24 protein-coding genes, 1 tRNA gene and 1 pseudogene are annotated in these 21,619 nt (G+C 54.4%); 18 read left to right on the top strand and 8 right to left on the bottom strand.

Translation table 11 applies throughout. The features are described 5' to 3' along the window. Positions 1–5: 5 nt before the first annotated feature. The gene (locus C8D72_RS02085) at positions 6–752 is read right to left on the bottom strand and encodes a FadR/GntR family transcriptional regulator (protein ID WP_115853573.1); all 747 of its coding nucleotides are present in this window, start codon (positions 750–752) and stop codon (positions 6–8) included. Between the two features lie 250 nt (positions 753–1,002). Between C8D72_RS02085 and denD the strand changes: the two genes are divergently transcribed. From denD to C8D72_RS02070, 3 genes are all read left to right on the top strand, one after another. After that, on the top strand, positions 1,003–1,965 hold the full coding sequence (denD, locus tag C8D72_RS02080) for a D-erythronate dehydrogenase (RefSeq protein ID WP_115852746.1): 963 nt from the start codon (positions 1,003–1,005) through the stop codon (positions 1,963–1,965). A gap of 57 nt (positions 1,966–2,022) precedes the next feature. After that, the gene (locus C8D72_RS02075) at positions 2,023–3,420 is read left to right on the top strand and encodes a GntP family permease (protein ID WP_115852745.1); all 1,398 of its coding nucleotides are present in this window, start codon (positions 2,023–2,025) and stop codon (positions 3,418–3,420) included. Between the two features lie 84 nt (positions 3,421–3,504). After that, a complete protein-coding gene (locus C8D72_RS02070; protein WP_115852744.1) occupies positions 3,505–3,684 on the top strand; it encodes a metallothionein in 180 nt (59 codons plus the stop codon). 91 nt (positions 3,685–3,775) lie between these two features. Here C8D72_RS02070 and C8D72_RS02065 read toward each other — a convergent pair whose 3' ends face one another. Further along, a complete protein-coding gene (locus C8D72_RS02065) occupies positions 3,776–4,018 on the bottom strand; it encodes a hypothetical protein (RefSeq protein WP_115853572.1) in 243 nt (80 codons plus the stop codon). Positions 4,019–4,097: 79 nt separating this feature from the next. Continuing rightward, positions 4,098–4,535 carry a copper resistance protein NlpE N-terminal domain-containing protein gene (locus tag C8D72_RS02060; RefSeq protein ID WP_115852743.1) on the bottom strand — a complete coding sequence of 146 codons (438 nt, stop codon included), beginning with the start codon at positions 4,533–4,535 and terminating at the stop codon, positions 4,098–4,100. A 149-nt stretch (positions 4,536–4,684) separates the two neighbouring features. Here C8D72_RS02060 and C8D72_RS02055 point away from each other — a divergent pair, with 149 nt between their 5' ends. The 6 genes from C8D72_RS02055 (at position 4,685) to C8D72_RS17720 (ending at position 10,531) form a co-directional block, all read left to right on the top strand. Then, positions 4,685–5,107, top strand: a complete 423-nt coding sequence (locus tag C8D72_RS02055; RefSeq protein ID WP_115852742.1) for a hypothetical protein — start codon at positions 4,685–4,687, stop codon at positions 5,105–5,107. 700 nt (positions 5,108–5,807) lie between these two features. Further along, the gene (locus tag C8D72_RS02050) at positions 5,808–6,212 is read left to right on the top strand and encodes a VOC family protein (RefSeq protein WP_115852741.1); all 405 of its coding nucleotides are present in this window, start codon (positions 5,808–5,810) and stop codon (positions 6,210–6,212) included. Positions 6,213–6,890: 678 nt separating this feature from the next. Beyond that, entirely contained in the window at positions 6,891–8,150 is a 1,260-nt protein-coding gene (locus tag C8D72_RS02045) for a flippase (protein ID WP_115852740.1), read from the top strand. Further along, positions 8,143–9,132 carry a glycosyltransferase family 2 protein gene (locus C8D72_RS02040; RefSeq protein WP_115852739.1) on the top strand — a complete coding sequence of 330 codons (990 nt, stop codon included), beginning with the start codon at positions 8,143–8,145 and terminating at the stop codon, positions 9,130–9,132. The genes C8D72_RS02045 and C8D72_RS02040 overlap by 8 nt, the downstream gene beginning before the upstream one ends. 24 nt (positions 9,133–9,156) lie before the next feature. After that, positions 9,157–10,230 carry a glycosyltransferase family 4 protein gene (locus C8D72_RS02035; RefSeq protein ID WP_115852738.1) on the top strand — a complete coding sequence of 358 codons (1,074 nt, stop codon included), beginning with the start codon at positions 9,157–9,159 and terminating at the stop codon, positions 10,228–10,230. A 175-nt stretch (positions 10,231–10,405) separates the two neighbouring features. Next, positions 10,406–10,531, top strand: coding sequence for a hypothetical protein (locus C8D72_RS17720; protein WP_281271596.1), 126 nt, complete (start codon positions 10,406–10,408; stop codon positions 10,529–10,531). Between the two features lie 420 nt (positions 10,532–10,951). Here C8D72_RS17720 and C8D72_RS02025 read toward each other — a convergent pair. Further along, positions 10,952–11,028, bottom strand: a tRNA-Ile gene (locus tag C8D72_RS02025). Between the two features lie 74 nt (positions 11,029–11,102). Between C8D72_RS02025 and C8D72_RS02020 the strand changes: the two genes are divergently transcribed. Then, entirely contained in the window at positions 11,103–11,699 is a 597-nt protein-coding gene (locus tag C8D72_RS02020; RefSeq protein ID WP_115852737.1) for a hypothetical protein, read from the top strand. A 65-nt stretch (positions 11,700–11,764) separates the two neighbouring features. Here C8D72_RS02020 and C8D72_RS02015 read toward each other — a convergent pair whose 3' ends face one another. Both C8D72_RS02015 and C8D72_RS02010 read right to left on the bottom strand, forming a co-directional pair. After that, entirely contained in the window at positions 11,765–12,328 is a 564-nt protein-coding gene (locus C8D72_RS02015; RefSeq protein ID WP_115852736.1) for a hypothetical protein, read from the bottom strand. Next, entirely contained in the window at positions 12,315–12,950 is a 636-nt protein-coding gene (locus C8D72_RS02010) for a glycoside hydrolase family 108 protein (protein ID WP_170140463.1), read from the bottom strand. Before C8D72_RS02010 ends, C8D72_RS02015 begins: the two co-directional genes overlap by 14 nt. A gap of 195 nt (positions 12,951–13,145) precedes the next feature. Here C8D72_RS02010 and C8D72_RS02005 point away from each other — a divergent pair, with 195 nt between their 5' ends. Both C8D72_RS02005 and C8D72_RS17810 read left to right on the top strand, forming a co-directional pair. Continuing rightward, on the top strand, positions 13,146–13,844 hold the full coding sequence (locus C8D72_RS02005; RefSeq protein WP_170140462.1) for a S24 family peptidase: 699 nt from the start codon (positions 13,146–13,148) through the stop codon (positions 13,842–13,844). 114 nt (positions 13,845–13,958) lie between these two features. After that, positions 13,959–14,150, top strand: a pseudogene (locus C8D72_RS17810) (hypothetical protein); the annotation flags it as partial. Positions 14,151–14,153: 3 nt separating this feature from the next. Here C8D72_RS17810 and C8D72_RS17625 read toward each other — a convergent pair. Next, positions 14,154–14,492: a hypothetical protein gene (locus C8D72_RS17625; RefSeq protein ID WP_245955115.1), complete on the bottom strand. Its 339-nt coding sequence runs from the start codon at positions 14,490–14,492 to the stop codon at positions 14,154–14,156. A gap of 36 nt (positions 14,493–14,528) precedes the next feature. Here C8D72_RS17625 and C8D72_RS02000 point away from each other — a divergent pair, with 36 nt between their 5' ends. After that, on the top strand, positions 14,529–15,566 hold the full coding sequence (locus C8D72_RS02000; protein WP_245955114.1) for a hypothetical protein: 1,038 nt from the start codon (positions 14,529–14,531) through the stop codon (positions 15,564–15,566). A gap of 110 nt (positions 15,567–15,676) precedes the next feature. Here the strand turns inward: C8D72_RS02000 and dkgB are convergent, their stop codons facing one another. Continuing rightward, positions 15,677–16,477, bottom strand: a complete 801-nt coding sequence (gene dkgB / locus C8D72_RS01995) for a 2,5-didehydrogluconate reductase DkgB (RefSeq protein ID WP_115852732.1) — start codon at positions 16,475–16,477, stop codon at positions 15,677–15,679. A gap of 292 nt (positions 16,478–16,769) precedes the next feature. On the opposite strand from dkgB, the gene lpxO reads away from it, so the two are divergent. From lpxO to C8D72_RS01970, 5 genes are all read left to right on the top strand, one after another. Next, the gene (gene lpxO / locus C8D72_RS01990) at positions 16,770–17,666 is read left to right on the top strand and encodes a lipid A hydroxylase LpxO (RefSeq protein ID WP_211308743.1); all 897 of its coding nucleotides are present in this window, start codon (positions 16,770–16,772) and stop codon (positions 17,664–17,666) included. Between the two features lie 84 nt (positions 17,667–17,750). After that, entirely contained in the window at positions 17,751–18,410 is a 660-nt protein-coding gene (locus tag C8D72_RS01985) for a 4'-phosphopantetheinyl transferase family protein (RefSeq protein WP_170140460.1), read from the top strand. A gap of 107 nt (positions 18,411–18,517) precedes the next feature. Continuing rightward, positions 18,518–19,732: a putative DNA modification/repair radical SAM protein gene (locus tag C8D72_RS01980; protein WP_115852730.1), complete on the top strand. Its 1,215-nt coding sequence runs from the start codon at positions 18,518–18,520 to the stop codon at positions 19,730–19,732. 16 nt (positions 19,733–19,748) lie between these two features. Then, positions 19,749–20,636, top strand: coding sequence for a TIGR03915 family putative DNA repair protein (locus C8D72_RS01975; RefSeq protein WP_115852729.1), 888 nt, complete (start codon positions 19,749–19,751; stop codon positions 20,634–20,636). A gap of 96 nt (positions 20,637–20,732) precedes the next feature. Beyond that, positions 20,733–21,608, top strand: coding sequence for an AEC family transporter (locus tag C8D72_RS01970; protein ID WP_115852728.1), 876 nt, complete (start codon positions 20,733–20,735; stop codon positions 21,606–21,608). The last annotated feature ends 11 nt before the right edge of the window (positions 21,609–21,619 follow it).

The raw sequence follows: 21,619 nt of genomic DNA, 5'->3' as shown, positions 1-21,619 counted from the left end.
TGTGGTTAGTTCTGATGATCGTTGCAGGCGTGTTCGAACCCCTCGATCAGCGACGGCGGAATATCGTTGAGCCGGCGACGCGCCTGATCCATATGCCACCACGCCGCCCGCCGGGCGTGGTCGCCATCGCCGGACGCGATGGCATCGATGATCGCCTCATGCTCGCTGATCACCTGGGCGACGAACGTCTCGCGCCGTGCCTCGTTGCGGCGAGTCAGACCGATGGCCTGATGCAGAAAGCGGTTGTAAAAATCCAGCACCGTGACGAAATACTCATTGTTCGAAGCCTCGGCAATGGCACGGTGAAAGGCCAGATCCTGATCCACACCGGACTCGCCGGCTTCCACCGCCTCGTCGATCTCGACTGTGACGTTACGCAACCGCCGCAGCTGCGAGCGCGAGCAGCGCGTGGCGGCGAGACAGGCCGCCTCGCCTTCCAGCGCACGGCGCAGCTCCAGCAGGTGCAGCACCGAGGCCAGCGAGCCGCCGGGCAGCGCCTGCACCAGCGATACCTGCGGTTCATCGGCGACAAAACTGCCGCTGCCCCGTCGGGACACCGCCAGCCCGGCACTGCGCAGCATCGAGATCGCCTCGCGCACCACCGAGCGGCTGACGCCATAACGCTCCCAAAGCGCCGCCTCGGTGGGCAAACGCGCACCGGCGCGCAGCTCACCACCATGAATGGCGCGCGTCAGGGCGCCGGCAATCTGTTCGGCAAATCCCGGCGAGCGATCCGACAACGTCTCAGCCATGATATCCACCACCTTGTTTCAGCCTGCGCCCCGATAACATCAATCCATCGGCACCTGCTGTTCGACCAATGATCATATTGCCCCGCTCGATAGTTGTCAGACAACATCACAAAAAAAGGGCAAAGACTCAATACGTCCTTGGAATGATATCGATTGAGAACGCTAACGGCTTCGCCGCAGGCGCTCTAGTCGGCAGGTATAAACGGCTTTTTGACAAAGCTGTCTGACAACCAGTGAAAGGGAGCAGGCCATGCATATCATCATTACCGGCGCCGCAGGATTTCTGGGCGCACGACTGGCGGCGAAACTGCTTGAGCAGGGCTCGCTCGACGGCCAGTCCATCAGCCATGTCACCAGCCTGGATCTGGCGCCCTGTCCGGTGGAAGACGCGCGCATCGATTCAGTGGTCGGCGATATCAGTGACCCCGATGTGATCGAACGTGCCTTTCGCGAGGATACGATCGCCGTGTGCCATCTGGCGGCCATCGTCAGCTCGCATGCCGAGGCGGAGTTCGATGAGGGCATGAGGGTCAATTTCGATGCCACCCGCGCGCTGCTGGAAGCCTGTCGCCATCGAGGGGGGCACATCCGCTTTCTGTTCAGCAGCTCGCTGGCCGTTTTCGGCCCCGGCATGCCTGAACCGCTCACCGAGCAGACCGCGCCGCAGCCGCTCTCCTCCTACGGTACGCAAAAGGCCATGGGGGAACTGCTGGTCAATGACTACAGCCGCCGAGGGTTTGTCGACGGTAGGGTCTGTCGTTTGCCGACCATTGTGGTGCGCCCCGGGCGCCCCAACCGGGCGGCCTCGTCATTTGCCAGTTCGATCATTCGCGAGCCGCTGAGTGGTGAAGAGGCGATCTGTCCGATCGATCCCGAGTTCGCCATCTGGATCTGCTCGCCGGAGACCATCATCAACAATCTCGCCCATGCGCTGTCACTTGATGGCGAGCGCATGGGGAACTGTCGCACCGTCAACCTGCCAGGCATGTCGATCCAGGTCCGGGAGATGGTCGAGAGTCTGGCGCGTGTGGCCGGACCGGAGGCGGCGGCACTGATTCGTTACGAGCGTGACGCGCAGATCGAGTCGATTGTCTACAGCTGGGCGCCGCTGTTTGACAACCAGCATGCCCTGTCGCTGGGCTTTGACGTTGATGAGCGCTTTGATGACATCGTGCGCGCCCACCAGCGCTACCTGGCCGATCAAAACGTCTGACCCCTGCTATCGCCTGGTGCGCCGGGCGATCCCCCCCCTTTACGGGAGTAAACTGTCATGACAGAAGCCACCGCTGCGGGTCCCCAGGTCATTATCGGTCTGGGGATTGCCATCTTTGTGATGATCTTTCTGGTATTGAAGACCCGTGTGCATGCGTTGCTGGCACTGGTCGCGGCGGCCTCGCTCGCCGGCTTGATCGGCGGCATGCCGGCCAACGAAGTCATCGGCGCCATTACGACCGGGTTCGGGGCGACGCTGGCCACTATCGGTCTGGTCATCGGGTTTGGCGTGATGATGGGGCGTATTCTGGAGGTGTCCGGCGCCGGACAGCGCCTGGCGCGCAGCATTCTGCGTCTGCTGGGCAAGGAGCGCGAAGACTGGGCGATGGCGTTGACCGGCTATATCGTCTCGATTCCGATCTTTTGTGACTCGGCCTATGTGATTCTCAATCCGCTGGTACGGGCGTTGGCGCGCAATAGTGGGCGCTCGGTCCTGACTCTGGGGATCGCGCTGGGCTCGGGGTTGATCGTGACCCACAGCGCCGTACCGCCGACGCCCGGACCGCTGGGGGTCGCGGGCATCTTCGGTATTGATATCGGCCTGATGATTGCCTGGGGGATTGTGTTCACCACGCCGGCGCTGATCGTGATGGTAATCTACGCGCGCTTTATGGGCCCGCGCATCGAGGCCATGATTGAGCGCGACACGGGCCAGAGCCTGAGTCTTGCCGCGAACGCCAACGAGACGCCGCAGCTCGGCGAGCACGAACTGCCCTCTCTGATGCGCTCTGTATTGCCCATCGCACTGCCGATCGGTCTGATATTTTTCAATACGCTGTTCAGTGCCTTTGCAAGCCTTGATGAGAGCCTGGCCGTCGAGAACTCCCTGATCGGGCAGCTGATCACCTTTTTCGGTAACCCGGTCATCGCCGTGGGCATTGGCGTTTTGGTGGCGGTATACGGGCTGGTGCCCAAAATGCCGCGTGAGGATGTGCTCGGCCATCTGGAAAAGGGCGTGGAAAGCGCCGGCATCATTTTGCTGGTCACCGGTGCCGGCGGCGCACTGGGGGCGGTGCTGCGAGCCAGCGGCGCGGGGGACTATATCGGCACTCAGGTCGCCTCGCTGGCCCTGCCGGCGTTTCTGATCCCCTTCATCATTGCCACACTGGTGCGCTTTGCTCAGGGCAGTGGCACGGTGTCGATGATTACGGGCGCCTCCATTTCAGCGCCGATCCTGTCTGCCATGCCGGAGGTCAACATGGTACTTGCCGCTCAGGCAGCCTGTCTTGGCGCGCTGTTTTTCAGCTACTTCAACGACAGCTATTTCTGGGTGGTCAACCGCATGCTGGGCGTCAAGAATGCCAAACATCAGATGCTGGTGGTGTCCGTGCCGACCACGCTTGGCTGGGTAACAGCGCTTGCGGGGCTTTTCGTTGCCAATGCTTTCATGGGCTAGCATTCAGGGCACACCTGGTCCCTGATGGCCTATGCTTGAGTCAGGATATGCAACCCTTACTGTCTCATAAAAGGAGAGTCTTTCATGACACAACGCATCTGTGACTGCACCTACTGCGAGTGCGTCGTTCCCGATACCGCGCCCGTGGTCAACGGCAAATCCTTTTGCTGCGAAGCCTGCGCGTCGTCGCATCCGGACAATCAGCCCTGTCAGAACAGCAAGTGTGACTGCCATCGACGCAACTGGGGCGGTATCAAGAGCTGAGCAGGCAGATCGATTGGCCATCAAGACAAGGGCCCGCTTCCATGGAAGCGGGCCCTCTTAATACGGTTGAACGCTCAAGACATTCTTCAAACTATGACGATTGATCCGGGGCATCGCTCTTTTTGTTGACCACTTCTTCCAGAAGCCGTTCAGCTTCGCTTTTTGGCTTGTTATCCAGCTCTTTTTGCAGGTCGGCGTACTGCCCCCGCACGGTGTTGCACGATGAACAAAATACCTTGTCGTCAGGATTTTTGACTTCTGACAGGCGAACGCTATGACTGCCACATTCAGGACACGCGGTTGGCATCCTCATCTCTTCAGACAGATCACCCATATCAATCTCCTGTACAAGATCGTTGATACCTACAATAAACCCGGCCGCAGGGGCCGGGTTATTCAGGCTCAAACGTTCATTAGTTGATGCGCTTGAGTGTCAGGTTGTCGCTGGAGTCGATACGCGAATAGTTGCGATCCAGCAGACGCATGTCACCATTACCTACCGGCAGCAGGTTATAAATGGTGTTGCCCTGACCGTTTTTCAATTCATAGACCATCGGATAGCTGTTGGGGCCAACATTTTCCTTGATCAGCACCTGACCCTGAGTGCGCAGCGGCTTCTCGCTCTGGCCCAGACGCGTGCTGTCCAGCGTGAAGCTCGCACCAGTATTGTCCTGATTGCGGATCTCAAGGCTTGTCTTGATGCCGGCACAGTCAGCACACGGCAGCGTGCCCTGATAACGACCATCAGCCTGTGCATAGGGTGATTGATTTTGTACATCGTTGCCGGAACAACCCGCCAGTCCGATAACGGATGCAAGTACTGCGGTAGTAGCGATACCCTTGAACGTCATTTCGAATTCTCCTTTTCGAAAACAGGCACTTTGCAGCCTAGGCAAGAATTTAACCCGGCGCCAATTTAACACATGCCATCTTTTTTTCGGCACAGCGATCTAGTCCCAAAGAACCCAAAATATTAGTACATCAACACAATGAGAGCGTCATGAACTGGAAATTTTTATCCGTGTTTCTGCTGACCGGGCTTTGCTTAACGAGTGGCCTTTCCACCGCTCGGGCCGAAGCACTGCCTGATGCCCCGTTTGCCGAAGCCCTGGACAAGATGCTCAAGGATGAACGGCTGGTCAGCTATAACATTCGCTCGTTGACCACTGACGATATTACCGTTGAACTGACGTATTCGGGGGACCATCACTATGGTGATGCAGAACTGGAGCCCTTCAACAACGGTGTCTGCTATTCACTGCTGGAGACGGCGGTCAGGACAGGCCTGAGACCCTTTAGCGGCCAGACCGATATCACCTGCCAGGCCATTCAGCGAAACGGTGAACGCGCCGAGGCCGGTCCCCTGGGCGTGAGTCGCTATCAGCGGGAGAACGATGACTTTGCCTATCGTTCCACTCGCTGATCGTGAGGTAGCGCGCCATACTGGTTTCTGCTGCTCAGGATGGCCGATTGACCATTGATACCTCTTTGAAGCCAGCGCCCGGACCAGGCATCCATGCGTCCGGCTGCTTTTGATCATTGCCATTGACTGTTGGCCGAGGCTATAAGAGTTATTGAAAGCGCCTTGTCAGCAGCCGCTCATTATGGAGATCACTCTCATGGCAGAAGCCATCAGCAATACCCTTCAACTGTTGCGCGATCTCATGTCATTTTTCACCTGAGATCGCCCACTGGGCACTATCTCCAGAAGTACGCCTAATAAAATGGATCGATAATCTGAATCATTTTATGACCGATGCTGGATTCTTCTCTTTTTTGCACGGGGGCTATGGCACGCCGCTGCCGGTGTGAATAGTCTGAACGTGTGGAAGGATTCACGCCGTGCATGGACTGCCTGAAGCATGGAGTGCTTCCATCAGCATGGAAGCTGACCGCGGTTACTGTCTTGCGACAGTAACCGCGATTTTTATGCCCTCTCGAACGCCTCACCCTGCCTGCCAGACAAGGCCTTTTTAGCATCATTGATGGCGATCATGATGATTCAGCCATCATGGCACTGTTATTGTCTGTTCGTTCAATCATAATGGCGCACCAAAATGGCCGTACACTCGGCTGTGCCAAAGAACACCTGCCAGAACAGCAGATGCGGGAGCGATATAATCATGCTGAGTCATGTCATGGTGGGGAGTAACAATCTGGCGCGCGCCGGAGAGTTTTACGATTCATTATTAAGCTGCATCGGCCTTTATCGACAGGATAACGATGACGGTGATGCTCAATGGCTGTGTTACGCCGCGCCACAGGAGCGGATCCTTTTTATCGTCTGCACCCCCTATGACCAGGGCCCTGCGACCCATGGCAACGGTACGCTGGTCGCCTTCAGCGCGCACGGCCACGAGCTGGTGGATCAGTTTCATGCCATCGGCATGGCGCTGGGCGCAACGGACGAAGGAAGCCCAGCTATTCGCTCGCAGTATCACGACTATTTTTATGGTGCTTATCTACGCGACCCTGATGGCAACAAGCTGTGCTGTGTCTGTCATGATCATTTTGAAAATTGCCCATAAGCCTTAAGGACATTCTTTAACGCCCACCTTATCATTGAACAGAGGCATCACTTCCTATCGCTTCTCTCCTGTCAATGTGATCGCCGTACTGCCTGTCTGAAGGTGTTCGGATAGATCGCGAACACTGCAATCAATTTTTATCGGCAATGGTCGAAAGCTCGCCATAGAGGAAAAAATATCGATACGGCCGCCTGATCGGCACAAAGATTTCATTTATAGCATTGAATATACATAGAAACAGGCGAAAAGACCTTTCAGAGGGATATAACGCTTCCCCGCACTGCCCGCTTTTTACGTAAAACCGTAGGCACCAGCAGCCCTACAGGAGTTTTATCGTCCCTTCTCCCTAAGCTCGCAATGATTACCCAAGGCTTACGTTTAGAAAAACGACCTTTCTAAAACCAATAGCTTTCAGCAACAACCCCAGACTTTCGCATGAGCAGGAGAACATAAACTCATAATTTTTTATGGCTTTCGAACATTTCCTGATCAAATGCTAAACAAAGCGCTTACAGCATAGCGTCATGCCCCCAAAGCGATCAAAATCCTTGCGATCGCTTCCTGCTGTTCATAATCCTGATAAGCTGCTCATTCAAAACGCATATCAGCAGACATTTAGGAAGTCACTTACTGCTGGATTAAATTCTAGAGAAAGCTTGCCGTTACCAGGGCATAAAGATGCGGTCAAATTTATTAAGCAATTTTATCTCCCTGTTTGTGTTACAGGGTGGTCAATATATTCTTCCTCTTATTACCTTCCCTTATCTGGCAAGGGTGTTGGAGCCTGAAGGCTTTGGCATCATGGGTCTCTCCTTTGCCATCATGCAATACTGCATGCTGTTTATAGACTATGGCTTCAATCTAACGGCCACAAAAAAAATAGCAGAAAACAAAGACTCAAAAAGAAGGGTCTCGGAAGTATTCTGGACAACAATGGCCTCGAAAAGCTTTCTTGCCATTCTGGTTTTCTTCTTTCTCTTGTGTACCATTTATGCAGTCCCTTCCTTTAAAGAGATTTCTTTTATTATCCTGTTGGCTTCATTGCAGCTGATTGGATCGATTTTACTACCCAGCTGGCTTTTCCAGGGAATAGAAAGACTATGGGCAGTGACTATTTCGAGTCTTGCAGCTCGAGCAACTGCTGTTCCTCTCATTTTCTTTTTCGTTCACAACCCGGAAGATCTCTGGCTTGCAGTAGTGATTCAGGCCATGACCACTAATATGGCCGGCATTGTTGCCTGCTATATGGTGTATCGATACAAGGCAGTCTGTTTTGAAAAAGTGTCGCCCCAACAGGTCAAGGAAGCTCTAAAAGACGGCTTTCCCGTCTTTATTGCCTCGATCGCCATAAGCCTGTACACCATGAGCACCACCGTGGTACTTGGCATTATCTCCAGCCATGAACAGGTAGGGCTTTTTAATGCCTCGGATAAAATCCGAAATGCCATTACCAGTGCTTTTCTTATTTTAGGTAATGCGTTTTTCCCCCGAGTCAATGCTTTATTGACAGAAAGTCAGGAAAAAGCCGGTAGATTTATCAAAAAGATAATCTTTGGTCAGTGCTTTGTAACTTTGACGACTTCTCTGACACTTTTCCTTCTTGCCGATTTTATCGCGAATTTTGCTCTGGGCGAACAGTATAGTAACGCAGCCCATATTATTAGAATAATGGCGCCCATGGTATTTCTTGTCACAACATCGGTTATTTTTGGCAATTATATGCTGCTGCCTTTTGGCTACCGGAAAATTTATACACAAATACCAACAATTATGGCTTTTATTCACCTTGGCATTGTATTTCCAATGGCTTATTGGCTCGGGGCAGTGGGAGGCGCGTGGACCCTGCTATTTACTGAAACTTTAAGCTTCCTTGCCTTATTGTTTTTCTGTTTTCGTCTGGGACTTTTAAAAATGGTTTTTGGAACGCGTCATGGATAATGTCTGGCTGTCAATTATTGTGGCCGCTTATAATGTTGAAAAATATATAGGTGAGGCTTTGCTGTCTGTCCTCGATCAAATCGATAAGCGTGTTGAAGTGATCGTTATCAATGACGGTTCCAGAGACAATACTCTTGGGGAAATAGAATCGATATACGCTTCCCACCCTCTTGGACAGCAACTTCATATTATCAGCCAACCAAACAGCGGCGTCAGCGAAGCACGAAATGCTGGGCTAAAAGTCATCAAGGGCCGTTATGTGGCCTTTCTTGATGGTGATGATCACCTTCTGCCGCATTACTACGAAAAGCTTTTGGAAATCCTGAATCGGGGAGACTGTGAGCCGGACATTATAGAGTTTAATGCAATCAGGTTTTCTCACCTGAAAAATGGTAACCACCAGGCCGCATCCTTATTTAAAACAAACGTCTGTGGCAATTATTACTGTAACAGCGATGAAGACGTCGTCAGCAAAATATTTTCTCATGCCTACTGGTTTCCATGGGCCCGCATTTATAAAAGTGAATTGTTTGAAGACGTGCAATTTCCGCCTGGAAAAAGTTATGAGGATATGATGCTGATACCTCAGCTTTATCTGCGCGCCACCTGCATAACGGGTATTGATGAGGCACTGGTTGGCTATCGAGTCAATCCGGAAGGTATCACCAAAAATCCCTCAAGCAAGGATCTGACCGATATCGAATCGGTTATCGATTATTACCTTGAAATGAGCGCCAGAGAAAACAATTCTTTCAACAAAAAGATGATGATGCTTGTGGCCTGCCAGGGAGCGCTTTTTTACAAAAGCATTTCTAACGATATGAAAGGTTACTTCAGACCCATCAGCGATATAAGCCGTATCGTAAAAAAGGTTAATCGCCACAAAAAAAATATTGATGTTGACGTACCCTTTAATACGCGCATGCTTTTTTTATCACCCGCGCTCTCCAACCTCTATTCATATATAAAAAAATTTACTTAAGCTGCCTCCAGTGGATATTTTAATATGAAAAAAGTATGCTTTATCATTAATAACATGGGATTAGGGGGTGGCACTGAACGTGTCGCGCTCACCATTATTAATACCTTGGCCGATAAAGGACACGATATCACCCTGCTCAATCTATGGCAGGACGATAATGTGGCTTTCTTCAACATTTCACCCAGAGTAAAGGTTAACTGCCTTTCTACCAGCAAAGCCTCTTTTTATCTTGGTTATTTTTCTATCGTAAAAAAAATTCGCTCATTTGTGACAACGCACGACTTTGACACGGTTATCAATGTGGAATCGACTCTGTCACTTTTCGTTGCGCCTGCGCTTTTTGCAAAGAAAGTCAGGCATGTCAACTGGGAACACTATAACTTTACCGCCAGTAACGGCTCAAAACTCAGAACGATTTCTCGTTATGTAGCAGCATGGATGGCCGATACAGTAGTAACATTAACCCATCTCGATGCAGAGGTCTGGAAAAAAAGGACAAAGCCACGCGCCGAAATCCTTCCCATTAATAACCCTCTCCCCTTTGCACAGGAAGAGTACAATTACAATCCGGATGCAAGGGTCGTGCTGGCTATTGGTAGATTTTCATATCAAAAAGGCTTTGATTCTCTTTTATCTGCTTGGGCACAAGTGGTCAGGGATACTCAGGGATGGGAACTGAGAATCGTGGGTAATGGCGAGGATGGTGCAGCGCTTCAAACGCAGGTCCAGGAATTGGGCATTGAAGATAGCGTTACTTTTTGTCCGCCCACAAAGGATATTGAGAACCACTATCGGGAAGCCGGGATATATTGCATGAGCTCCCGCTTTGAAGGCCTTCCCATGGTGCTTATTGAGGCAAATGCTTATGGATTACCTATCGTCTCTTTTAATTGCCTGACCGGGCCGTCTGAAGTTGTCGAGGATAAAGTCTCAGGTTTACTCGCGGCCCCCGAAGATATTGATGAGTTGGCCGAAAAACTCAAGTACCTGATCGAACATCGAAATGAACGAATCAAATTTTCAAGAGCCGCTTACTCATCATCGCCGAAATTCAGACTTGAAAACATTATCAAACAGTGGGAAGAGCTTGTCAGCTGATAAAGTAAATCAGCTTTTCCAGATACCTTGTAAAAAGGTTTTTTAATTATGAGCCAGGTTTATAACTTGGCGGAGTATTGGTCTGACTCATGATTTTCCGCTGGCCTCTTTTTATTCCCAAAAATAAATAGTATCGCCCTCAGTGTTACAGCTCTCCATTTGCTTACCAGGCTTAATGTTTTGTCATGGCCATGGCTATGGCTATGGCTATGGCTATGGCTATGGCTATGGCTATGGCTATGGCTATGGCTATGGCTATGCACAGGGTGATGCTGTTTTATCTTCAGTACAGGAAAGCTGATTTTCCAGATAATACCGGCGTCCAGGACATTAACCACGAGGTAGCGGGCTCAAGTCCAACCAGATAAGTAATGAAGACCAGAGGTGATTCAACTGAAAATGGAAACTGCGCAATAGTAAATGCACTGCTTCTCGACACCACAATCAATATAAGGTGAGGTGCTACCGAGCAAACTGAGGTCAGGATCAAAGAGTCAGATGTTTGTTGTCAAAACGTCCGATACAACCATACGTTATTACTGGTCAACGATGAATGTTCAGAACCTGACAGAGCATTTATGATTGACTATCACCAGTCGATGGACACCAAAACACCCTGTGAGATGAGATAACACGGTCGCAGAGTTGCCTTTATCAGCATCCAGGCTACAACCAACCATTGAGCAGGCTGTCCAATCATCTCATAACTATCTGATTCGTATGGTGGGCCCAGCAGGACTCGAACCTGCGACCAAGGGATTATGAGTCCCCTGCTCTAACCAACTGAGCTATAGGCCCTTATAATGCGGTTGCGTATGATACCCAAAGCACCGCCGTGAGGCCAGTGTCGTTTATTAACAAGGAGTGAGCGCATGGGTGATCGTTTCTGGAAGATGCTGGGCGTGGCAGGCTTAACGCTTGCGTTGACGACCCCGGCGCAGGCGGCCTGGCGGTTTATCCCGGCCGACAGTGAGATTACCGCCCACGTGGCAGGCCAGGGGCAGCGTGGGCCGATGGAGCGCACCTATCATGTTTCGGATCTGGCGGGCACCATCAATGATGAGGGTTACTTCGAGATGCCACTGCGCCTTGAGCAGACCGATCTGTTGGACAAACAGGGTAGCCTGGGCGGCCTTTTGTCAGGACTTTCTTCCGACTCGGCCATGGTGACGCTGTCAACGCAGGTCAATCCGGCCTGGTTGAGCAATCTACAGCCGGGTGAGGCGACAACCCGCAACGTGACATTGACGGCCAGTGGCAACCATTTCGAGCGCAGCGAACAGCTGCCTCTGACGCTTGAGCGTCTGAATCAACAGTACTATCACCTGACCCTTGCCGAGCCCATCAGTGTGGATACCCGGCAGCTGATGCAGCTGGACAACGCACAGACCGTCATGTCATTGCTGGGATATCGTAGCCTGAATGACAGCATCCCGATCAAGCTCAATGCCCGCTTGATCAAGCAATGAACCAGGTCATCTCATGACGCAAAAACGCCCGGCCAAGCCGGGCGTTCAAGGGAAATAAAGTACATTCAATCCTGAATCTCCCTTGGTCGTGGCGGCGCAGCCTCCGGACCACGATCATTCATTCCCATATGCGTTTCCTCCATCATGGCACGGCGCTCTACACTGTTGCCGTGAAGGTTAATGCCCAGGATACCGCTGGCTGAAAAGATCAGCCATGTCATGATCTCAACGCAGTCATGAATTCGATCCGGCGACCTGATGACCGTGATGCAGATGGCCAGAGACATGAGCGCCAGCATGCCGCACAGTGTCCAGCCAACCCCTGCTCGCCAGTCGTTCTTGAAAAGCCCTGTTACTGCAATATCCACCGGCAGGGAGGTAGAAGCCTTGTGATCGATGGCCCCCAGCTGTAGCCGAATCCTCTCGACATCCAGCAGCCGGATTCGCTCCATCAATTCCGGCTGTTCTTCCAGCGCCTGTAACACAGCACGTGAAGACGTATCCTTCCAGCAGCCCAGAGTGGCGGCCACGATGGCGCCTGCCGCCTCACAGGTCACAGGACTATCAAACAGTTGCGCCACCTCGGGCGCCTCACCGGCGAGACGCCGCCTCACGTCACGCCATTCCATGACGAGATCCTCGGCGATCTCTGGACTCTCCATGTCGACCAGTGTCAGGTTCGATGTCATACATAGCCTCTTTAAGCCTGACGACTCGGTCTATCCAGCCCTGGGCAAATGCCTGCTGCGAGACATCGCGCCTTGCCAGTTCAACCAGCCACGCCAGACGCAGCGCGTTAATGGTACTCGCGAGTGTATTGCCACTATCAACACCGCGAAGTTTGAGCATGGCGTCCATTGCCCTTAGCGTCTGCGTTCCAATGCAACCGTCTATCTCAATGGCGGGCCAGCGCCGGCCATTGTTACTCAGTACATTCAGCACCTCCTGCAGTTGTCGTCCGGCACGTCCAGTGCCGCTATGTACGCCGTAATCAAGCATTGCGATAGCCAGCGCGGGCGCACGCGCACTGATTTCGTCAAGCTTCATCGCATGCCAGTAGGTTTTCAGATAGATTTTCTCGGCAAGCCCCTGCGTTAAATCACGCATGCTGCCGTGGTAACCATGCTCGCCAGCCACGCGCTGCGTAATGCCGTAGTTGGTGGCTCCCCCCCGGTCATCGGGATGGTCGACAAACCCACCTTCACGTTTCATCAGAGCGAGGATAATCTTGCTGCGTTGCGATTCGTTCATGAGACTCTCCATGTGTATGGGTTCTTTGTGAAGCACCACTGACAAGCCGGGACTCGCTTACTTTCACATGGCAATATCCGGTCACCGGATGCACAATATGCACACATTTGGTTAACAAACCCGAGTATGCACACGCCCAAGTTAACCATCAAGGGCAATTTTGGAAAAGTTTTAATACTTCCAGAAGGAATGATTATGCAGAGAGTGAGTGAGATACGACGTGACAACGCGCGCGCGCTGCGCGATCAAGCCGGAAGCAACAAGGCATTTGCCGAGTGCGTTGGCGTTGAACCACCAGCGGCCAGCCGGGTATTGAGCAACAAGGCAACGCGCAATATCGGTGATGACTTTGCGCGTCGCATCGAGACAGCCTTTGGCAAGGAAGATGGCTGGCTGGACAGCGTTCACGAGACGCCCCAGCCTCATGAAGACAACGTGGTCGCCATGCCACCACGCAGTGACAACAGCATTGAACAGGCGCCTTTCATGGAAGGGATGGCACCTCTGCTCAGCTGGGTACAGGCGGGCGCCTGGACAGAAACCTCGGCCAGTATCATCGATCATGGGGAACAGGAGTTTTTTCCTCGTCCGCCCAACTGTGGTCCGAGCTGTTTTGTGCTGCGCGTGCGCGGGGAGTCGATGATGGAAGTCTATCCGCAGGGAACACTGATCTTTGTGGATCCTGACGTACAGGCAATGTCGGGGGATGACGTAATCGTGCAGTGTGAGGAGCACGGCAGCGCCGAGGCCACCTTCAAGCGCTATATCGAGGAGCCGGGGCAACCACCCATGCTCAAGGCGTTGAACCGTGGCTGGGCACAGCAATACATGACGCTGGGGCCACACTGTCGAATCATCGGTGTCGTCATGGCGCAGATGATGCTGCGTCGTTAGCCTCCTGCCAATCCGTTAATAAATTATTGGTTAAAAAGGATTATTCGGACCAACCCTTTAAAATTAACCAAAATAAGCAATTTAGGCTTGACCGTATTAACCAAATGATTAACCATGATTACACGTTATCCAAAAAGGGTAACGCCACGACACCAACATGGTTATCTTTGGAGAATACTCATGACCACAGCTACCGTAAAAACCGTTCTGGATTTTGGCGCCGATGCAACCGGCAAGACTGATAGCGCTCAAGCGTTCATTGATGCTGCTGCATCAAATGAAGTGGCTACCGTCATGGTTCCACCCGGTTCATACGTCATTGCCAAAACGGTAGATCTGAACCGCAAGAACATGTGCGGTGCTGGCCGCTTCCGTGAGAACCAGCATGGTGGTGCCTATATCAGGCCAGGCAGCAAGATCAATGGCCCCCTTTTTCGCAATCAGGGCGCTGTTGTCGAAAACATGTACATTTCGGGTCAGGGAGAAAGCGACAACAAGACTGTCTTTGAAGCCAATGGTTACAACAGTGTCTTTAGTAACATTCACTTCAGCAACATTGGGCGAGCCATTCATGTCGATGAAATCCTTGTCAATTTTACGCTCAAGGATTGTGTTTTCATTCAGGTAGGCTCCGGTCTCTACTGTCATGACAGCAAGAACAGTTATTCAACCACAGCGCGCTTTTTGCGCAACGAGTTCAACAACTGCGGTAACGCATTCGTTTTCCGTCGCCAGATCAATGGCTCCACCTTTCAGGACAATATCTTCGAGTTCATGAGCGGTGATGCACTGGTCGCGTCGCACATCTACGACTGCAACTTTATCGGCAACTGGTGGGAGAGGCGTCGTAACACGGGAACGGCTGCCGAGGTCCCGCTGGTGGCACCCGCTGATGAAAAGGATGATGAAGATGGTTACCCGGCCATTCGCTGTAGCAGCTATCAGCAGATCATGAACTGCTTTGCCGCCGGCAACAAGGTGACCTGGGGCTGGCGTAACGTCTTCAGCTCCCTGCTCAACGACTCTCGCATGGGCGGTGTATCTACCCACGGTGGTGCCGTGGTGGTGAGAACCGCTGCCGGTCGTGCGATGCGCGTTACGCCCGACAACATCATTCAGCAGGCTGACAAATGGTGCTATCTGCCCACCTTTGCCATCGAGGCCGGCAAGAACAGTGCAGCCGCTCCTCGAGGGATTACCCTTCGAACCAAGGGCGGGCCGCTGGCGCTCGAGGATCATGAAAAAGGCGCATTCTCTGGTGCCATTTCCATCGCCAAGGGGGACGACCTCTATGAGCACTACAGCCTGACCCGCAACGCCGCCGGTGTCCCCACAGTGGGCCTGACGGGTGTCAGCGAGATGATGATCAAGGGCGAAAAGGTCAAGCTGACCACCGGCATACCGCAGCATTTCCTGTGGCGACAGGACAAGCTCAGTCGAGGTCTGGGGTGCTTCACGACCAATCAGGTCACAAGTGAAGGAACGATCAAGCTGGTGACCGAGTATCTGCTGGATAACCCGTTGATTCAGATCACCGTGGAAGATCGAGGCATCCGCTTTGATGGCCTCAAGCATCTGGGCAGTTACGTCAACGGCAGCAAGACACGCCGCCAATGCACGGGGTTTGAGCTGTACTTTGTCGATGCCGACGGCAAACCGAAAACGCCGACAGCCTTTTCGATGCAGATGCTGACACTCAACCCGTCACTGCTCAGCTCCTGAGGCCACTGCCGCTTCTGTTCCATTAACGACAAAAGGGGGCGCCCACCGGGCGCCCCCCTTCTCGTGTCACCAGGTGCTTTACTGTCCTGATGCCAGGCCAGCGGAGAGAATTACTCATCCCATGCCGGCGCAAAGGATGGGTTGGCGATGCGCTCGCCGCGATCAAGCGCGTTGATGCGCTCGATCTCATCGTTGCTCAGTGACAGCGTCATGGCATCCAGATTGGACTGCTGGTGGGCACGCTTCGTCGAGGAAGGAATCACCACGATATCGCGCGCCGCCACCCAGGCCAGCGCTATCTGGGCAGGTGTCACATCGTGGCTGTCGGCGATCTGCTGGAGTGTGTCATCCTCCATCACCTTGCCCACCGCCAGCGGCATATAGCCGGTAACCCTGAGGCCCTTTTCCTTGCAATGATTAACCAGCGCCTTGTTGGCCAGGAAGGGATGCACCTCGATCTGATTGGTCACAAGCTGGTCACCACCTTCAACACCGAGCGCCTCGTCAATCTGGGACATGGTGAAGTTGGAGACACCGATATCACGGGTAAGACCGCGCGATTTTGCCTCAGCCAGTGCACTGATGGACTCGGCGATCGGCACTTCATTATCCGGAGAGGGCCAGTGCAGCAGCACCAGGTCCACGTAATCGGTACCGAGCCTTTCCAGACTCTCTTCAAGACTCTTGATCAGGTCGTCATGGTGGAAGCGGTCCGTCCAGATTTTGGTGGTCAGAAAGATCTCTTCACGCGGGACATTGCTATCGGCGATGGCCTGCCCGACTTCGGCTTCGTTGCCGTACACCTGTGCGGTATCGATATGGCGATACCCCAGCTTGAGCGCCGTGGTCACCGAGTCGATGACCTCTTGCCCCTTGAGTCGATAAGTGCCCAGACCAATATCGGGAATCATGTGACCTCCTGTCAGTTGGCGCCCGAAGGCACCTGGTAACGGCTTCACGGCCACCGACCGTGAACGTTTGATATCCACATACTGACATTAGGCCCTGCGACGCTGCTTTCAAGTCGTTAGTGTGCAAATCATATCGACAGATGAATCCACCAGAGGCATGATCGCCCTGTTCGATGAGGCCGTCAGACTTCCATAATGACACCCTTTCGCGGACATGCGAGACTGCGCCGCCAGTTGACAAGCCAATACCATCGCCGAACCTACCGGCGATCATCCCGAAAAAGAGATCGCTATGATCAAATGGACAATTGTGGCCCTGATCGTGGCCAGCATTCTTTATGTGCATTTTCGTGGCCGTGTTCGTCACAAGCCCTTCCGCCAGCTGTCGGATCACTCCAGCTTCATGGCGCCCATCAACGGGTTCATGTATCTGTTTTCAAAGGTTCCGGATCGCCCCTATCACCGTGCCGAGGATTTTCCGGGCGTCGCGACCCTGACCGCGCACTGGGAAGAGATTCGCGACGAAGCCCTGACGCTTGAAAATCACATCAAGGGGTCGGCCAAAAAGGACGACGCCGGGTTTAATTCGTTTTTCCGCCGCGGCTGGAAGCGCTTTTATCTCAAGTGGTATGGCGATAGCCACGAATCAGCCCGTCAGCTCTGCCCGCGCACGACCGAGATTCTGGCCGGCATCCCCGGCGTCAAGGCCGCGATGTTTGCCGAGCTGCCTGCCGGCAGCAAGCTGATGAAGCATCGCGACCCCTATGCAGGCTCAATCCGCTATCACCTGGGGCTGCGCACGCCCAATGACGATCGCTGCCGCATTAATGTTGATGGCATTGACTACAGCTGGCGTGACGGTGAGGCAGTGCTCTTTGATGAGACCTACATCCACTATGCCCAGAACGATACCGAGCAGAACCGTCTGATCCTTTTCTGTGACATCGAGCGTCCCATGAAGTATCGCTGGGCCGCGGCGGTCAATCGCTGGTTCAGCCGCAACGTCATGGCCGCCGCCGCCTCGCCCAACGATGAAAACGATCACACCGGCGGGCTCAACCGTGCCTTCAAGTACATCTACAAGGTCCGTGAAGCCGGCAAGCGTCTTAAAAAGAAGAACAAGACGCTGTACTACGTGATCAAATGGCTGATTTTCGGCGGTATCATCGTCGGCCTGCTGTCACTGTAACGTCGGTTTCTCATGTCTGATGCCATCGCGCCCCCGCATTTCTACTGGCCCTTTAGCTCCCCGGCCCGCGGGGCGCGATTAAGCATGACTGCCTTCGATGTTCAGCGCTTTGATGACAGCGCCTTCGCCACCCATGGCATGGCGCTGCCGGAAAACCTCACCCGCGCGATCACCAAGCGACGTGCCGAATATCTGGCCGGCAGGGTTTGCGCCAGGCACGCCCTGGCCGCACTTGATATTCATGTTGATGCCCTCCCAAGCCTTGCCGACCGCCAGGTCGACTGGCCGACACCGGCTCGGGGCTCCATTACCCATGCTCACGATCTTGCCGCTGCGCTGGTCAGTACCGCGCCGGACCATCAGGGGCTGGGGGTGGATGCCGAGCGCTGGCTGACCCCCGAGCGCGCTGACTATCTCGCCGCCTCGATTCTGACACGGCGCGAGCATCAGGCCATTCAGGCCTTCACACCGAAGCAGCGCGCACGCGTAATCACGTTGACCTTCTCGCTCAAGGAGAGCCTTTTCAAGGCGCTCTACCCCCTGACCGGGACACGTTTTTATTTCCACGACGCCTTTATCGAAGAGATCGACCCCACAGCAACATCGAGCCAGTGCATTCTGGTACTGGATCGTGTGCTCAGCGACGCATGGCAGCCGGGAGCACGCCTGATCGGTGATCTTGCCGACATGAATGATCATGCGCTGACCGCCGTGATCACCACAGCCATGCCGTCCCTTTACTGACCCCAAAAAACGCTTCTCAGCAAAGCGGTCTAAAGGATGAATGCAATTCAGTTGTTGTGGTTGCGCATCACGATTACTGTATACAAATACAGTATAGAGGAGCGCCCATGCAGCTCACCGACAAGCTGATCGTTCTGGCTGACGCCGCCAAATATGATGCCTCGTGCGCCAGCAGCGGCGCGCCCAAACGCTCGTCAAAGGGCCAGAAAGGACTGGGGGCGACCAACGGCAACGGTATCTGCCACAGCTTTACGCCGGATGGCCGCTGCGTGGCGCTGCTCAAGATACTGATGACCAACTTCTGTCTGTATGACTGTCAGTATTGCATCAACCGACGCTCAAGCAACGTGCCCAGAGCGCGTTTCAGCGTGGATGAAATCGTGCGGCTGACGCTCGATTTCTATCGTCGCAATCTGATCAGCGGACTTTTTTTAAGCTCTGGCATCATCCGCTCCAACGACTACACCATGGAGGCGCTGGTCCGGGTGGCCCGGACGCTGCGCGTCGAGCATCATTTTCGTGGCTATATCCATCTCAAGACCATTCCCGACGCGTCGCCGGATCTGATCCGTCAGGCCGGACTGCATGCCGACCGACTCAGCGTCAACGTCGAGCTGCCCACAAGTCAGAGCCTGAACCGGCTGGCGCCCGAAAAGAGCGACACCACCATTCGCCACGCCATGTCGACCATTCGTGACGGCCTGGACGAGGCGACCGCCGAACCTAAAGCGCCGCGCTTCTCGCCCGGCGGACAAAGCACCCAGATGATCGTGGGAGCTGATGACACCGACGATCACACCATCCTGGGCAACGTCCAGTCGCTGTACAGCGATTATCGTCTCAAGCGGGTCTACTACTCGGCCTTCTCGCCCATTCCCGAAAGCCCGTCATCGGTACCGCTGATCGCCCCGCCGCTGCTGCGTGAGCATCGCCTTTATCAGGCCGACTTTCTGATCCGGGGCTATGGCTTTCACGCCGACGAGCTTTTGACCGGCCCCGGCAACCTGTCGCTGGACATTGACCCCAAGCTTGCCTGGGCGCTCAACCACCGTGAGCTCTTTCCCATCGATCTGGATCGCGCCGACATGTACATGATCGCCAGGGTACCGGGTATCGGGATCACCAGTGCACGGCGCATCGAGACCCTGCGTCGTGAACGCCGCATTCGCTATGCCGACCTGACCCGGCTGGGCTGCTCCATGAAAAAGCTGGCGCCCTTTATCACCACGCAGGATTACCGCCCGCGTCAGGCCGGTCTCGAACGCCAGGCGCTGCTGGCTCAGATGCAGACGTCTGCCCCGGCGCAGATGGCGCTGCTCTAGCCTCAAGGGAGCCATAATGTCGATGTACACCCTCCACATGACACAAGCGGATTTTGCCTGCTGGCGCGACCATGCGCGCCGATTGCTCTCGGCACGCGTTTCTCCCGGAGAAGTGCTCTGGCAAAGCGAGGCATCGGCAGGTGATCTGTTTGCCAGTAGCGAGACTGATCTACCGCCGCCGAGCGAGACCCCGCTGGCGTTGAAGCTGTCGAAACAGGAGCTGCGCCGGCTTGAGTGTGCGTCCCATTATTGGCCGTCGCATCATCAGGAGTGTCGCTGGGCACTGCTTTATCGAGTGGTCTGGCGACTGGCGCTGGGAGAAGGCGAGGCACTGCTGGCCGGTGACCGCGACGGCGCCGTGATCGAGCAGCGCGTCAAGGCGGTCAATCATGAAGTGCATCACATTCACGCCTTTCTGCGCTTTCACCCACAGCCTGCCAGGGCCGGAGAGCAGCACGCCCCCGAGTTCATTGCCTGGTTTGAGCCCCGCCACGATGTGCTGGAGGCCGCCGCCCGGCACTTCATCGATCGGATGGGGCAGCACAGCTGGCTGATCATGACGCCCGAGGGCGCCATCGTCTGCGATGGCCGGCAGTGGCATATCGAGCGCCCCGAATCCGGCGCCTTTACCCTGCAGAATTACCAGCCGCTGACAGAGATGGCAGAGGATGCCGAAGATCTCTGGCTTGCCTACTATGCCAGCACCTTCAACCCCGCCCGACTCAATGAAAAAACGATGGTACGCAGCATGCCGTCTCGCTTCTGGCGTCACATGCCCGAGCGTGTTCTGATTACCGGACTGATCAGTCACGCCCGCCACGGCGCCCAGCAACTCGGCCAGGACAGTCGACTCGCCACCCGCCGGGGCCGAACCATTGCGTTGCCCGCAAAACCCCGACACTAGACCTTTTCATACTCGGGATGACTTGCAAGCAACGGTAGAATCCCGGGAGAATATATAGACTATCGTCTAACGACCTCCCTGCCCTCAAGGTTTCTCATGTTTGCTCAACTTCTGGCGGTCATGATGCCCATCATGATCGGTGCCGGTGTCGGCTATTTCTGGGTGCGTTTTCGCCAGCCCTACCCGACAGGCTTTGTCACCAAGCTGGTTTTCAACGTGGGCACCCCGTGCCTGATCATCAACGCCCTGTCGGACACCCATGTCGAGCTCTCAGCGTTTTCGCGCATGGCCGGCGCCACGCTGCTGTGTCTGCTTATCCTGCTGCTGGTCGGGGTTATCGTCTCACGTGTCTCTCGCATTCACTGGAAGGTTATTCTGCCGCCGGTGCTGTTTCCCAATACCGGTAATATGGGACTGCCGCTGGCAATGTATGCCTTTGGCGAAGGTCAGGGGTTCTCGCTGGCCATTGCCGTGTTTGTCATTGTTTCCATCGCCCAGTTCGTGGTGGGCAGCATTACCAGCAGCTCGCGCCCGGTCAAAAGCATGCTGACCAACCCCACCATCCATGCCAGCATCATTGCCATCGTGCTGATGGCCTGGCAGATCACGCTGCCGGCATGGATGGCCAACAGCATCGAGCTTCTGGCAGGCATGACCATTCCCATCATGCTGATCACGCTCGGGGTGGCGCTGGCCAGCATCCGCGCTCGTAACCTGTCGGCCGGTCTGGCCTTCGCCCTCGGCCGGGTGGTCGTTGCCGGGCTGATCGCTCAGGGCGTGGGGCTTTTGCTGGGACTCAATGAAGAAACGCGCGGCATTTTGATGGTCATGATGTGCATGCCGATTGCTGTCTATAACTATCTCTTTGCCCAAAAGGCCGGTCGCTCCCCCGAGTTCGTGGCCAGTCTGGTCATGTGTTCGACGCTAACCTCCTTTATCTATTTGCCACTGATGCTGATGTGGGTCATCTAGCGCCCTGAACA

It is taken from the genome of Kushneria indalinina DSM 14324, assembly GCF_003385845.1.
GTDB classification, from domain to species: Bacteria; Pseudomonadota; Gammaproteobacteria; order Pseudomonadales; family Halomonadaceae; genus Kushneria; species Kushneria indalinina.
Note: the sequence above shows the minus strand (reverse complement) of the source record. Positions and strands in the feature narration are given on the sequence as shown.